Below are 14,630 nucleotides of genomic sequence, written 5' to 3'. Positions count from 1 at the left end.
TCTGACCTCTGGCATTCCCATTCGGTCGCGTCAAACAAAAAAGCAAAGGCGACACGCAGCCGCCTTTGCTTGTATCAAATCACTGAAGCGATGAAGACAATCGCCCGAAAATCAGGTTCAGAGGATTGATTGGCCGGTGGATGCCCAGTCCTTGGCGAACTGGTCAAGCCCCTTGTCGGTCAGCACGTGGCCTGCCAGTCCTTTGATGACCGCAGGCGGAATGGTGGCAACATCGGCACCGGCCAAAGCAGCATCCTTGACATGGTTGGCGGTTCGGACCGAAGCGGCCAGGATTTCGGTCTTGAAGTCATAATTGTCGTAGATTTGACGAATATCGCTGATCAGCTCCATACCCTCAATATTGAGGTCATCAAGACGACCGACGAACGGGCTGATGAAGGTGGCGCCAGCCTTGGCAGCAAGCAAAGCCTGGTTGGCACTGAAGCACAGGGTAACGTTGGTCTTGATGCCTTTCATGGTGAAGTGGCGGCAAGCCTTCAGGCCATCCAAAGTCAAGGGCAGCTTGATCACCACATTGTCGGCAATGCCTGCCAGATGCTCACCTTCGGCGACCATGCCGTCAAAATTGAGGGCGGCCACTTCGGCGGAAACCGGGCCTTCGACCAACGCGCAGATTTCAGCGATCACTTCCTTGAAGTCACGGCCAGATTTGGCGATCAACGAAGGATTGGTGGTCACGCCATCAAGCAGGCCATAATCATTCAGTTCACGGATATCTTCGATGATTGCGGTATCGACAAAGAATTTCATTTCTCATTCCTCCAGTAAGCGTCTCGTGGGGGCGGCATTGCCTGTGCGTATCTGGTTGGATCAGTCGCCGGGGGCCGTTACGAGGCGCGGTTGAATTCGTCTGATTGTGCCGATCTGTCGGCGGGTTGTGGCTGTTGTGGCGTCTCTAGTGAATGGATGCCAGAGTCTGGGTGATGAGCCCGGGCAGTTCGTCAAAATGGGTAAAGGTTGCGGTGTGCGGCATTTCCTCAATCGCCTGTTTGCGATAGCCCTCGGTATAGAGCAGAAACGGCACTCCTGCCCGTCGCGCGGTTTCGGCATCAACTTCGCTGTCGCCGACATAGATGCGATCCCCATTGCCCAACGCATCAAAGGTGGCAAACAAAGGGGCCGGATCGGGCTTATGAACCGGCAAGCTATCGCCGCCCAATATGGAGTCAAAGTGCGGATCGAGCTGCAAATGACGCAGGACAGACAGACATGGGCTCATCGGCTTGTTGGTGCAGATTCCCAGTTGGTGCCCGTCTGAGGCCAATTGATGCAAAGCGTCGCGAACACCGGGATAAGGCTTGGTGTGATGCACCGCCCCGTCATAGAGCGCACGAAAGTTTGCCAACAGGCGTTTATGTTCGCTTTGAGAAATGCCCGATGCTTCACACATTCTTTGGACGAAGGTGGGCGTTCCGCATCCGAGAAATGCACTGACTTGTGCCAGTGACACAGGATGCTTGCCTTCGTCCGCCAGCACCTTGTTGGCAACCGCCTGCAAATCCGGAGCGCTGTCGATCAACGTTCCATCAAGATCAAACACGATCTGGGCCATGCCCCAGTCCTTTCCAAGAAATATTTGCAAGGTGGCGGGCGACCGCTTCGGGTCGAACCGCCACGTGGACTCTTTATTTACCGCAGAGTGTGCGAGCGCGGGCAATGATGGCGTCAGACGTGATGCCAAACTCCTCGTAGAGGCGCTCAGCTGGTGCCGAAGCACCAAAGCCATCCATTCCGATCACATCATCTTCGCTTGCCACATAGCGGGTCCAACCAAACTTGCTGGCCGCCTCAATGGCAATGCGCGGCGCGGTGCCCAGCACATCATCGCGATAGGTTTGTGGCTGGGCGTCGAACAATTCCCAGCAAGGCATGGAGACAACCGCCACGCTGAGACCGTCCGCATGCAGCTTTTCAGCCGCTTCAACCGCCAGCATCACTTCGGTGCCGGTGGCGATCAGGGTCACGTCGCGGCCCTCACCATAGTGCCGCAGAACATAAGCCCCCTTGGCGGTGAGATTTTCATCGCCAGCCTCGGTGCGCAGCTGTGGCACGCCCTGACGGGACAGAGCCATCAGGCTTGGCGTGGTGCGCGAGCGGATGGCAATGTCCCAGCATTCCAGCGTTTCCATCGCATCGCACGGGCGGAAGACCTGAAGCCCCGGAATGACCCGCAAGCTTGCCATATGCTCGACCGGTTGGTGGGTCGGGCCATCTTCACCGAGGCCGATGCTGTCATGGGTCATGACGTAGATCGTGCCAATGCCCATCAAAGCTGATAGGCGGATGGCATTGCGGGCATAGTCACTGAAAACCAGAAAGGTGCCGCCGTAAGGGATGAAGCCCCGATGCAGCGCCATGCCATTCATCGCCGCAGACATGGCGAATTCTCGCACGCCATAGCCGATGTAACGGCCGGGTTTTTCGCGGGTAAACTGGCTATCGACCGCAGGGACACGGGTGAGGTTCGAGCCGGTCAAATCCGCAGAGCCGCCGACCAGCTCTGGCAGAGACCCTGCCAAGGCTTCAAGCGCCATTTGCGACGCCTTTCGGGTCGCGACCTTGGCTGGTTCAGCAAAGAGCGCGGCGCGCGCGTCTGACAAAGCGGTTTCGTAGGCTTGCGGCAAATGTGTGGCTTGGCGCCGAATGAAATCATTCGCTTGCGGATGCTCGGAAAGTGCCGTTTCCCAATCCATGCGGGCGGTCTGGCCTTTGGCTCCGATGGCGCGCCAGTCTTGGGCGAGATCGGACGGAATTTCGAACGGCTCAGCCGTCCAGCCAAGCGCCTGTTTGGCAGCTTCGCCCTCTTCGGCCCCAAGTGGTGCACCATGCGCGCCAGCCGTACCAGCCCGGTTGGGAGACCCAAAACCAATGACGGTTTTCATGGCGATCATCGAAGGCTTGTCTGTCACCGCCTTGGCAGCAGAAAGGGCTGCATCGATGGCATTGGCGTCGTGGCCATCGCAGGATTGCACATGCCAGCCGCAAGCTTCGAAGCGACCGGGAATATTTTCAGAAAAGGAAATCGAAGTCGGACCGTCGATGGTGATGTCATTGTCATCATAAAGCACGATCAGTTTGCCCAGGCCCAGATGGCCGGCAAGGCTGATGGCTTCCTGACCAATGCCTTCCTGCAAGCAACCGTCGCCGAGCATGACATAGGTGTTGTGATCAACCAGACCCGGAAATTCCTCGGCCAGAAGACGCTCGGACATGGCCATACCAACAGCAGTGGCAATGCCCTGCCCCAGCGGGCCGGTAGTGGTTTCAACGCCCTGCGCGTGACCATATTCCGGGTGACCTGCCGTCTTGGATCCCCACTGGCGGAAATTGCGAATTTCCTCAATGGTCATGTCTTCGTAGCCGGTCAGATGCAGCAACGAATAAAGCATCATGGATGCATGGCCATTGGACAGCACAAAGCGGTCCCGATCCGGCCAGTTGGGTTGGGATGCATCGAATTTCAGATGATTGCGAAACAACACGGTCGCCGCATCTGCCATGCCCATCGGTGCGCCTGGATGGCCCGAATTGGCGGCATTGACTGCGTCGATCGAAAGTGCGCGAATGCAGTTGGCGAGTGCAAAATTCTCGGGAGCCAGCTTCTCTTTGCTGGCAATGAATGGGTCACTGATCATCACACTGTCCTCCTATGGCCCCTTACCTACACCAAACATCACATAATCACAACTGAAAATCACAAATCTTAAAGAATTATGTGATTTATTGGCGACAATTCCCTCAAAATCACAACTCAATCACATATTTTGTGTTGTTTTTGTGATGTTTCGGCGTTAAAAAGAGTCACAAGCTACTCAAACGGATGGGCGAACCGGTGCCGCGCACCAAGCAAAGCGCCCCAGACAACCATCCGCGGAGATCAGCAACAATGACCCGCCGGTCAGCGACCGGTGTCGTTTTAAGGTTCATCATGTTTGAACCACTTGATTTGGAGCCTCAGGGCCAATGTCTCAGGGAAGGAAGCCATCATGAAAATTGCAATTGCAGGCGACAGCGCCGGAGAAGGCCTCGCCAAGATTCTGGCCGAACATCTCAAGGATTCTTACGACGTGTCAGAGATTTCGCGCACCGAAGACGGACCAGACGCCTTTTATGCCAACCTGTCCGACCGGGTTGCCTCCAAAGTGATTGATGGCACCTATGACCGCGCCATTCTGGTGTGCGGCACGGGGATCGGCGTGTGCATTGCTGCCAACAAGGTTCCGGGCATTCGTGCCGCTCTCACCCATGACACCTATTCCGCAGAGCGCGCCGCCCTGTCGAACAATGCGCAGATCATCACTATGGGCGCACGGGTCATCGGTGCTGAAGTCGCCAAGACGATTGCCGACACATTCCTCAAAGAGAGCTTTGATCCAGAAGGTCGCTCTGCGAGCAACGTTGCCGCGATCGATGCGGTTGACGCAAAGTATAATCAAGCTTGAGGGCTGTTCGGTCTCTGACCTCCGCAGGACCGAACCGGGGCAGATCTCTCCCGTCTGGCAACAGGCCGCCCCGCTCGCCCTCATTCAAGGTCACCGCCATCGTGAGCAGCAATTTGGCGCAAGACCGCAGGTCTGAGATGTGATTTTTATCACTCGATTACAGTTTTCAAGACGGGAACGCCGCACCAACCATATGGGGTTGATGCGGCGTTTTTGTTTGTCTTGCTTACGAATAAGGCGCGGATAGACCGCGCCCAAAATTCGCCTTATCCAGGCTCTTAAGCGTCTAACTTGGCAGAGCATTTGGTCAGGATATCGAGATAGCCCTCGACATGCCATGCGGACCGTCCGATGAACAGACCGTCAATATTCGGGCAGGAAATCAGCTCTTCACAATTGCCCGGATTGACTGAGCCGCCATAGAGGCAAAGCGGGCGATAGCCCAGCATTTCCTCGGCCACATCGAGAATTTCGGCCTGCCGCGCGTCGGCATAGTCTGCGCTGGCCGGAATGCCATTCACCCCAATGGCCCAGACGGGTTCGTAAGCCAAAAGGATCTGGGATTCTTTTTGTTCGCCACTCAGTTTGCCCAACGCGCCACGCACTTCTTCAGCCAGCACGTCTGCCGCTTTTCCCGCTTCCTTGTCTGCCAAGGTTTCACCGATGCAGATCAAGGGGGTTAGACCGTGACGGACAGCCGCTTCGGTTTTGAGGCCGACCGTCTCATTGGTTTCACCAAAAAATTCCCGCCGCTCGGAATGTCCCAGTTCGACAATATCAAGATTGCAGTCGGTGAGCATCAAGGGCGAGACTTCCCCCGTCCAAGCGCCGGCATCATCCCAATGCATATTCTGCGCACCGACCTTGACCGAACTGTCCGACAACATGGCCTTGACTTCGCGCACAGCGGTGAACGGCGGAATGACAAAGCGCTGGATACGCGGATCACGGCTGGCGTCCGCTGCCTTCAGACCTTCTGCAAAGGTGACGGCTTCGGCCAGCGTCTTGTTCATCTTCCAGCTTGTGCCGATCCAGAAACGAGGGGTGACAGTCATGGGTTAAGTCCTTGCAACAGTGAGGGTTAATCCCGCCCCTTTGAGCTCTTCGGACACGTTAGCATCGGGCTCACCATCGGTGATGATCCAGTCGAAACTCCTGAGATCCGACAAAACGTGAAGCGCTGTGCGATTGAAACGGGAATGGTTTACCAGCAGACATTTGCGGGTGGCGGCCTGCATCATCGCCTGCTTGGCCCGCACAATGTTGTCATCCATATGAAATGCCTGCAGCCCCGAGACTGCCGGTGCAGAAATAAAAGCAATATCGGCCCGCAACCGCTGAAGTGTCTCTTCGGTCACCACACCGCTATAGGCGTTGAACTTGGCTGAATAGATCCCGCCCAGAACCAACAATGTAATACCAACCTCGCCCAGCAGGGCGCTGATGATGGCCTGATTGTTGGTAATGACAGTGAGAGGTCGCTTCTGGCTCAGCATTGAGCCCAAAACAGCTGACATCGAGCCATCATTGATCATCACCGTCATGCCCGGTTCGATCAGCTTGAGAGCCTCTTCAGCCATCCGGTTTTTGGCATCGGCATCCTGCCGAGCGCGAATGCGAAAATCGCTTTCGAACTGGTTGCCGGCATCAGCCGTCGCCCCGCCACGCACTTTCCGCAAGACACCGCTCTGTTCAAGCTCGTCCAGATCCCGGTGAATGGTCATTTTCGACACGCTGAATCTCTGGGCAAGGTCATCAATATCGACGGCCCTGTGCTCCACGAGGAGATCCATAATGAATTGTCTACGGTCTTCGCCTCTCACGCGACACCTCCACGTCCGGCATTTCTACGGACCTTTGATTTGTAACACATAACATCTCAAAATCAATAATTTTGTGTTATTTTGTGATTTTTATTCGTGATATTTTTCAACCAAACATGCTTTGAAGATGCAAGGATCATGCATATCAACCACGCCTGAGTCTGATCTCACCATAGCCACAGCGCCCCTACATGCAAGGGTCATCCTGCGCGATGAACGCCCCCTGCCCACAGGAGCCAATTATCGATATGAGTGTGCAACAAGGCAGGAAAAATGCCGTCCTGTTTCAAAGGGCGGCCAAGGCTGGAAAAAAGCACGATTGCCCACCTCATCCTAGTGGGGCATAGCCGGACCCTTCAGAGGAAATTGTGACCCGATGCCGCTCAGCCAACTGTCTCGCTGCATCATCGATTTCTGACTGGATACGGGCATCACTCCAACCCAGCGCGTTCCCGCAAATGCGCGCAATGTCATCAAGGGCGTTGATCGTCAGCGATCCATCAACGCCGATCAAGGTGCGGCGGACCAGTATGTCCATCACGTGGCAGACACCTTCGTTACGAACAATCCAGTCAATTTCAACGTCAGAATGGTCGCGAGTGCCATTGATCAGCCGATAACCGGACGCCTCGAGCGCAATGATCTGGCTCGCGGTCGTGCCATACCGCTCGAACAATAGCCATGCCCGCGTTTCGCTGACCGCATGCAGTTGCCTCTGCTGTTTCAACCAATTGGCCTTGTCGTGATCACTCTGCGGATAATTGACCCCTCCACCGATCGGAGCAGCGCGTGTCGAAATTTGTCGCTCTAGGCCCAACTCACCGAGCAACCGATTACAAACCTCTTCAGCAAATCCTCGGAAGGTTGTCCATTTGCCACCAACAAGGGAAATGACCGGATAGGGACGCATTTCATCGGGTGCGTGACGCGGGGAAGAATGATCTCGACTGACGAGACCTGCCTCTGTGTTGTCGGCCGCTGGTAATGGCCGAATGCCGGAATAACAATAGACGATCTGGCTGCGCTCCAGTTTCAGGTCGGGCAGCAGACCAGAAAGACTCTCCAGAAAATAGGCGATTTCGTCGTCTTCGCAACGCACTTTATCCGGATCATCAGCAAAGACATCCGTCGAGCCAACCAGAGCACGGCCATGATAGTCAAAGACCAAACAGATGCGGCCATCATCGGCTTCATAATAGACCATACGCCCCTTGAGGGCGGCGACCAGTTCTGGACTATCAATGATAATGTGCGAGCCTTTTGTGCCGCCAATCAGTTTCGTCTCGAACCCCAAAAGCCCGTTGACCCGATCAATCCAGGGCCCTGCAGCGTTGATCAGAATTCTGGGACGATAGGTCTGCCGTGTGCCATCTTCATGGCAGACCGTCACGATGTCGCCTTGGCTTTGCTCAAGGCTAGTGTAGGTGTGCGCTTCGGATTGCGGAGCGGTGGCAAGTCCATCCTTGACCAATTCGAGCACCAAACGCTCCGGAACACACACCATGGCGTCGTGATAGGTGCCAGCCGCAACGATCCGCGGCGTGAGAAAGGGCATTTCCGCCAAGGCCTTGGCCTTGGTCCAGAAGCGATGGCGCGGCATGACCCGGTCCCGCGCACCATAAAGATCATAGAGGATGAGACCAATCTCGATCAGCAATGCGCCGCGGCTTCTGGGGGCCGTGACAGAGCCGAACAAGGTGCGCAAAGCGGCTGATACGCCATTGAACCATGAGAAGATCGGGATGATGGTTGGCAATGGTTTCACTGCATGGGGCGCGTTTTTGAGCAGCAGATTGCGCTCAAGGGTCGACTGGGCAACAAGGCGCAATTCGCCGGTTTCGAGATATTTGATGCCGCCATGGATGAGTCGCGAGGGGGCTGCCGAGGTACCGGAGCCATAGTCGCCCTTGTCGATCAACACCGTCGAGACGCCCTGCAGGCACAAATCGCGAAACAGTCCCGCCCCATTGATCCCGGCCCCGACAATCAGCACATCAACCGGCTTGGCATTGCATTCCTTGGTCATCGCTTCGATACCTGTTTAAGTGGGACATTCATTGCGGTCAGCGCCTCCAATGTCGCGGAAGGCACCGCCGCATCCACCAACACCAGATCAAAATCATCCAGGCTCGCGAAATGATGCAGTGCGACCTTGTCGAACTTGGAGGAATCCACCATTAGAACCCGCCTTTGCGCGGCGCGAAACATGGCCTGTTTGACCCGGATAATTTGCGGATCCTGAATGAAAGCGCAGCCTTCATTGACCGCCGAAGCTGAGCACAGAAACAGATTGCCACGCAAAGCCGCGATGGCGCTTTCGCAGACATGACCGATAAAGGCATTGTAGGTGGGGTGATAGTCGCCCCCTACCAACAAGAGTGACACGTCCTCGATCTCGACGGCCATATTGGCTAGACCCAGACTGTTGGTGACCAGTTTCACGGGCAACTTGGCCTCCAACAGTGGCGCTATCGCGCTCGCTGTGGTGCTCTCGTCGATAAACACCACCTGCCCCGGTTCGATTTCCTCAACGGCAACCTTGGCAAGCGCCGACTTCTCTTCGGTATTCTGGGTCTGACGAAAGGCGAACAGGCTTTCATAGACACTGGATGGCTGGGCAGTGACCGATCCATGCAGTTTGCGCAGCACCCCTTGGGCGGCCAAGGCGTCAACATGGCGAAGGATGGTCATGCGCGAGACGTCAAAGCGCTCGACCAGATCATCAATCCGCACGTCGCCCTGTTCCATCACATAGGCAGCAATGGCATCTTTGCGTTCTCTTGGCTTCATTGCGCGACTCCTTTGCTGGCAGCCATGGATTGGGACAGGTCTTCAAGCTTTTGCCAGATCGGACGCAAGGCTTCCGAGGCCTCGCAATGCAAAGCATAAAGCGTGTCAAGCTGCTGGCGGTGGATGGGATTGGGGTCATAGATAGCGATTTGATCGGAGCCAGCGTCGGCGCGCGGATCATGTGTGGGAGAAGCAAAGAGCCCCGCTCCGCTGCCCGCACAAAGAGCAGCCCCCCATGCAGCAGGTTCGTCCACGTCGGAAACAGAGACCTTCATAGCGAGTGCATCGGCAAAGAGTTGGGCATAGACCGGATTGCGCGAAATGCCGCCGGTCAGTCGGGCGATCGTGGGCGAAAAGCCTTCCCGCAAGGCATCGCAATGGAGGCGATGATTGAAGGCAATGCCTTCCATAAGGGCGCGGAGCACATCACCACGCCCGTGCCAGCCGTGCAATCCCAGAAAGCCTGCCGAACTGCCCGGACCATGGGGAGAGCCAAACAGATAGGGATGGAACAGGATGGCGGAGGCGTTATCGCGTGCGGTCTCAAGCTCAGCGGCGATCATGATATGCAAGGCCTCGCCATGTTGGGCCTTTTCCTGCTGGCAGAATGTATCGAGGACCCAATCATAATTGGCCGCAGATGCCGGTGAGATGGCCATATTGTTCCATTCCCCGCGCCGGATGCCGTTGCGACAAAACCATCGCGGATCGATCTTGGGTGCGTTTGAGACGGTTTCATTGATCGAGTATGTGCCAGCAACAATGGCCACGCTCCCCACCCCATATCCACCAGCCCCAAGGGCAGACGCAGTGACATCATGCAGCCCCGCAACCACGGGCGTGCCTCTGGCAAGACCCGTCACCATGGCTGCCTCGTCTGTTACATATCCAACGATCTCGTCTGGAAGTGCAATGTCTGGCAGGGCACCGGACAGACTTTCCAGCCCGTAAAGGGTCAAAATGTCCCCGCGATAGTCCTGACTATGTGGATCGGTGAAGGAAATACTGGCTTCGGTCAGATCGGTGCCAACGGTTCCGGTGAGGCAAAAACGCAGCCAGTCCTTACAGGCAATGACGCTGCCTATTTTGTCAAAACGCTCCGGCTGGTGACGACGGATCCATGCAAGAAGCGCCGCAGGTGCGGACAAGTGTGGACATTGGCCGGACAGTTCCAAGGCGGCCCGGTCTGTTCCGCCCTGTTGCCAGTCCGTAACGATGTCTCCGGCCCGACTGTCGAGCGACAGGATGCCATTGCCCAAGGGCTGCTGATCATGGTCAAGCAGATAAAGCCCATCGCCATGGGCGGTCGCCCCTACCGCCAAAATCTCAGACGGCTGACAGGCTGCGCTTTCAAGGGCCTCCTTGATCGCCCCCGCAGTGGCCAGCCAAAGCTCGACCATATCGCGTTCAACAAAATGGGGCTGTGGCATGCGCTGGGCAATGCGGCGGCGTGCCGTGGCAATCGCGTTTCCATCAAGATCAAAGACAACCGCCTTCGAGTTGGTCAGGCCGTTGTCTATTCCGAGAAGGTAGGCCATGGATTCCACTCCTGTGAAAAGAGGGTTTGCGCCTATTTGTGCCAATCTTTGTCACGGACTTCGCCTCGGGCCTTGTTTTCGGCCAGCTGAAAATCAGCGCGACAGACACAGGCGCATGACGATGCTCATCTAAATGTTATCAACTCTTTTTGTTATTGTCTCATTTTTTAATGTTATTTTCAGACTTTCTCACATTTCCTCAGAGTTTCAAGCCCGGTATATGCAGCGGCAAAAAAACACCCGACCCGCGACTGGATTGCGGATCGGGCGGGCCCTTGGGCGGGCATGCAACCGGGAAGTTCCCCACCCGGTCGCAAGTTTACACGTCCGAATGTTGCTTATTCAGACAGGACGAATGGACCGGTATAGTTGGCCACATTGTCCTTGGTGATCAGCAGGCAATCAAACAGCTGCTTTTCGTTGGCAACTTTGGCTTTGCCATTCTTAATGTAGTAATCAGCCTGCTCAACGGCTTCACGAGAGAAGACAGCAACTGGCTGGAGAACGGTGTAGGCCAGTTCGCCGGATTTGACGGCATCAACTGCGTCTGGCGATCCATCAAAACCACCGACGATCACGCCGTCCAGCTTGCCTGCTTCTTTCAGAGCAGCAATGGCGCCCAGAGCCATTTCATCGTTGCCGGAAATAACGGCTTCGATATTGTCATGGGCCTGAATGATCGACTGCATTTTGTTATAGCCTTGGGTCCGGTCCCAGTTGGCCACTTCTTCAGCCACTTTTTTGAGATCAGGATATTGGCTCAAAACCGTGTTGTAGCCGTTGGAACGGGTGGCCGCGTTGTTGTCAGCAGGGTTGCCGAAGAACTCGACATAGTTGGCTTTTTCGCCGACCATTTCCTGCCAAGCAACCGCACCCAGAGCAGCACCTTGTGCGTTGTTGGACACGAGCTGAGCGATGGCGATGCCGGATTCGTTGATTTCCGCATTCACAAGAAAGACCGGGATGCCTGCTGCGGTGGCTTTTTTGACCACACCGACGGAGCCATCAGCGTTGGCCGGATCAAGGATGAGGGCCTTGGCGCCGTTGGTGATGGCTGCATCCACAAGGTTGGATTCGACGTTCGTGTCACCCTTGTGCGCGGAGACATTGGCTTCGTAACCCAGTTTTTCTGCGGTCGCCTTTGCCACTTCCCCTTCAGTGAACCAATATGGGTTGGCCGGATCGGTCACGATGATGGAAATCAGATCTTTGGCCAGAACCGGGCTTGCCATCAGAGGCAATGCGGTGGCGGCTGCCAGCAGAATCTGTTTGGTGAACTTGATCATTGAAATAGTCTCCCCTTGGTTAAACGCCTGACTAAGGCGGTTTTGCACCTGGATCTCCTCCCAGGCGGAACAGTGAATAGTAAGAAAGTTATCGCGCGCCTCTGCCGCTATATTTGATGGAATTGATGAGCACGGCGAGGACGATGACGGCGCCGGTAAAGACGGTCTGCCAGTAAGAAGACACGCCGATAATGACGAGACCGTCGGACAGGAAGCCGATGACGAAGGCGCCAAGCATGGTGCCGCGCACGGTGCCAAGACCGCCCATCAGCGAGGCTCCGCCGACGACAACGGCGGCAATGGCGATCATTTCATAGGTGAAGCCTGCGGTTGGGCCTGCAGACGTCAGCTGCGAGCTGAGCACGATCCCGGCTATCGCTGCACAAGCCCCGGAAATGGTATAGACGATGACCTGCACCCGCTTGACCGGCACGCCAGCCAGCTCGGCGGCATGGGCGTTGCCACCCGAAGAATAAAGCCAGCGGCCAAAGGCGGTACGAGACAGTACAAGGCTGACAACGAGGGCAACCACGGCCAACACGATGACACCGATCGGGACACCCGCAATGCGGTTAAAGCCGAGCCATTCAAAGCCGGTATTGCCAAATTCCGGACGGCCCGAAAGATTGTTGTAGGTCAGACCGTTGGTCATCAGGAGCGCCACGCCACGGGCCACATAGAGTGTCCCGAGTGTGGACACGAAAGCAGGCACCTTGAAATAGGCAATGAGGACGCCGCTGATCGAGCCGACAAAGGCCCCGAGCGCAATGGTGATCAAGACCACGGCCCAGACTGGGAAATAGATCAGAATGCCGAGGGATTCCAACTCGATCCCCTGCATCAGAAAGCCCGCAAAGACCCCGGACAAGGCCAGCACCGAGCCGACCGAGAGATCAATCCCGCCATTCAGAATGACCAGCAGCATGCCAATGGCCAGCAGGCCGAAAATGGCGACATGGTTGGCCATGATCAGGAAGTTGGAAATTGTCGCATAATTGGGCGACAGGAAGGAAAAGATTGCGATGATGACAATCAACGCGAAGAAGGCGCGTCCTTCGAGCAAAATTCTGATCAGAGAGAAGTCATTGCCGGGCTTGGCGGGCGCTCTGGTTTTGGTGGATGACGGATCTGCCATGGTTGTCGCTTCCTGCATCACATTAAATCCATTCATATTGTTGGGTTGTCGTCACTCGCCTGAAGCGGCCATGATTGCTTCTTTTGTGGTGTCATGGCCAAATTCTGCCGAGATCCTGCCCCGACGCATGACGATGATCCGATGAGCGATGGAGAGGCATTCGCCCACCTCGGAGGTGGAATAAATGACAGCCATGCCCTGTCTGGCGTGTTCCGACAGGATTTTGAAAACCTCGGCCTTGGCGCCGATATCGATGCCGCGGCTCGGCTCGTCGAGGACGATCACGTCCGGCTGGGTCGCTAGCATCTTGCCAATCACGACCTTTTGCTGATTGCCGCCGGACAGGGAGCTGATCGCAGCCTGATGCCCATCGGTCTTGATGGTCACTTCCTTGATAGACCGTTCGATAATCTCCAACTCGTCCTTGACGTTGGTGAAAAACTTCCTGCTGAAATTGCGGATCGACGCGAGCGACAGGTTGCGCCCAACCGTCATGGTTTGAACCAATCCGTCCTTCTGGCGGTCTTCGGGCACCAGCACCAGACCACGCGCGATGCGCTCTGAGATACGCAAGCCTGCCATATCTTCCTCGCGCAACAGCACCCGGCCACCTGTTTCTGGCAACCGCCCGGCGATGCATTCCATCAACTCCGTGCGTCCAGCGCCCATCAGGCCATAAATACAGATAATCTCGCCTTGTTTCACTTCGAGCGACAAATTGTCTACCGACAGGCGGGCGCCGCCATTGGTGTGGACGGTTAGATTTTCGATCTGCAGGGCTGGCTCGCCAAACTCATAGCCAAGTGGCGGACTGCCAAGATCGAACCCCTCGCCGACCATATTGCGTACGATCCATTCCAGATCGATTTCCGAGCGCGGGGCGCGGGCGGTGACGGTGCCGTCCCGCAGCACCACCGCATGTTCGGTGATCTGCAAGGCTTCTTCGAGATGGTGGGAGATATAGACGATGGAGACGCCGCGAGCTTTCAAGTCGCGGATCACCTCAAACAGCACGTCCACTTCAGAGGCCGACAAAGCCGAAGTTGGCTCATCCATAATGAGAATGCGCGAATTGACCGACAAAGCGCGGGCAATTTCTACCAGCTGCTGCTGGCCAAGCCGCAGATCACCAACCAAGGTTAGCGGGTCGATATCTTCCTGCAACTCTTCCATCAGGGCGCGGGTCTGGCGCTCTTCTTCTGCAAAATCAACGCCTTTCGGGCTAGTGATTTCACGTCCAATGAAAATATTATCCCGCACATTCATATTGGGAGCCAGCGACAATTCCTGATGGATGATCGAAACCCCCATATCACGCGCATCGACCGTCGAGCTGAAGCTGACATCCTCGCCATTGAGGATGATCTCGCCCGAGGTGGGCCGAAAGACGCCGGACAGGATCTTCATCAAGGTCGATTTGCCTGCGCCATTTTCGCCGAACAAGGTGGTCACTTCGCCCTTATGGACGTCGAAATTCACATTGCGCAGGGCGTGGATAGCACCGAAGGATTTGGAAATATTCCGCGCCTTCATCACGACTTCGCTCTTGCCTGCGGCGCGCACGGCTTCTGGTGCGGCGCTGGCTGTTGCGATTG

General features: G+C 56.0%; 12 protein-coding genes. 1 reads left to right on the top strand and 11 read right to left on the bottom strand.

The genetic code is table 11. The features are described 5' to 3' along the window. Positions 1 to 117 precede the first annotated feature (117 nt). From fsa to tkt, 3 genes are all read right to left on the bottom strand, one after another. Positions 118 to 771, bottom strand: a complete 654-nt coding sequence (fsa, locus tag DSD30_RS14210; protein WP_114010304.1) for a fructose-6-phosphate aldolase — start codon at positions 769 to 771, stop codon at positions 118 to 120. 145 nt (positions 772 to 916) lie between these two features. Beyond that, positions 917 to 1,573, bottom strand: a complete 657-nt coding sequence (gene gph, locus DSD30_RS14205) for a phosphoglycolate phosphatase (RefSeq protein WP_114010303.1) — start codon at positions 1,571 to 1,573, stop codon at positions 917 to 919. A gap of 73 nt (positions 1,574 to 1,646) precedes the next feature. Continuing rightward, on the bottom strand, positions 1,647 to 3,656 hold the full coding sequence (tkt, locus tag DSD30_RS14200; protein WP_114010302.1) for a transketolase: 2,010 nt from the start codon (positions 3,654 to 3,656) through the stop codon (positions 1,647 to 1,649). A gap of 351 nt (positions 3,657 to 4,007) precedes the next feature. Between tkt and derI the strand changes: the two genes are divergently transcribed. After that, positions 4,008 to 4,463, top strand: a complete 456-nt coding sequence (gene derI, locus DSD30_RS14195) for a D-erythrulose-4-phosphate isomerase (RefSeq protein ID WP_114010301.1) — start codon at positions 4,008 to 4,010, stop codon at positions 4,461 to 4,463. A gap of 278 nt (positions 4,464 to 4,741) precedes the next feature. On the opposite strand, the gene DSD30_RS14190 is transcribed toward derI, so the two are convergent. The 8 genes from DSD30_RS14190 to DSD30_RS14155 all read right to left on the bottom strand — a co-directional run bounded on the left by DSD30_RS14190 (position 4,742) and on the right by DSD30_RS14155 (position 14,568). Beyond that, on the bottom strand, positions 4,742 to 5,518 hold the full coding sequence (locus DSD30_RS14190; protein ID WP_114010300.1) for a triose-phosphate isomerase: 777 nt from the start codon (positions 5,516 to 5,518) through the stop codon (positions 4,742 to 4,744). A 3-nt stretch (positions 5,519 to 5,521) separates the two neighbouring features. Next, a complete protein-coding gene (locus DSD30_RS14185; protein ID WP_114010299.1) occupies positions 5,522 to 6,286 on the bottom strand; it encodes a DeoR/GlpR family DNA-binding transcription regulator in 765 nt (254 codons plus the stop codon). 328 nt (positions 6,287 to 6,614) lie between these two features. Next, positions 6,615 to 8,312, bottom strand: coding sequence for a glycerol-3-phosphate dehydrogenase/oxidase (locus tag DSD30_RS14180; RefSeq protein WP_114010298.1), 1,698 nt, complete (start codon positions 8,310 to 8,312; stop codon positions 6,615 to 6,617). Further along, the gene (locus tag DSD30_RS14175) at positions 8,309 to 9,076 is read right to left on the bottom strand and encodes a DeoR/GlpR family DNA-binding transcription regulator (protein WP_114010297.1); all 768 of its coding nucleotides are present in this window, start codon (positions 9,074 to 9,076) and stop codon (positions 8,309 to 8,311) included. Before DSD30_RS14175 ends, DSD30_RS14180 begins: the two co-directional genes overlap by 4 nt. Next, positions 9,073 to 10,614, bottom strand: a complete 1,542-nt coding sequence (locus DSD30_RS14170) for an FGGY-family carbohydrate kinase (protein WP_114010296.1) — start codon at positions 10,612 to 10,614, stop codon at positions 9,073 to 9,075. Before DSD30_RS14170 ends, DSD30_RS14175 begins: the two co-directional genes overlap by 4 nt. Positions 10,615 to 10,952: 338 nt before the next feature. Beyond that, on the bottom strand, positions 10,953 to 11,900 hold the full coding sequence (locus DSD30_RS14165; RefSeq protein WP_114010295.1) for a D-ribose ABC transporter substrate-binding protein: 948 nt from the start codon (positions 11,898 to 11,900) through the stop codon (positions 10,953 to 10,955). A gap of 88 nt (positions 11,901 to 11,988) precedes the next feature. Further along, a complete protein-coding gene (locus DSD30_RS14160; RefSeq protein ID WP_114010475.1) occupies positions 11,989 to 13,035 on the bottom strand; it encodes an ABC transporter permease in 1,047 nt (348 codons plus the stop codon). Positions 13,036 to 13,086: 51 nt separating this feature from the next. Continuing rightward, complete coding sequence (locus DSD30_RS14155) at positions 13,087 to 14,568, bottom strand: sugar ABC transporter ATP-binding protein (RefSeq protein ID WP_245418485.1); 1,482 nt, start codon at positions 14,566 to 14,568, stop codon at positions 13,087 to 13,089. Positions 14,569 to 14,630 lie beyond the last annotated feature (62 nt).

The organism is Cohaesibacter intestini (assembly GCF_003324485.1).
Taxonomy (GTDB): domain Bacteria; phylum Pseudomonadota; class Alphaproteobacteria; order Rhizobiales; family Cohaesibacteraceae; genus Cohaesibacter; species Cohaesibacter intestini.
Note: the sequence above shows the minus strand (reverse complement) of the source record. Positions and strands in the feature narration are given on the sequence as shown.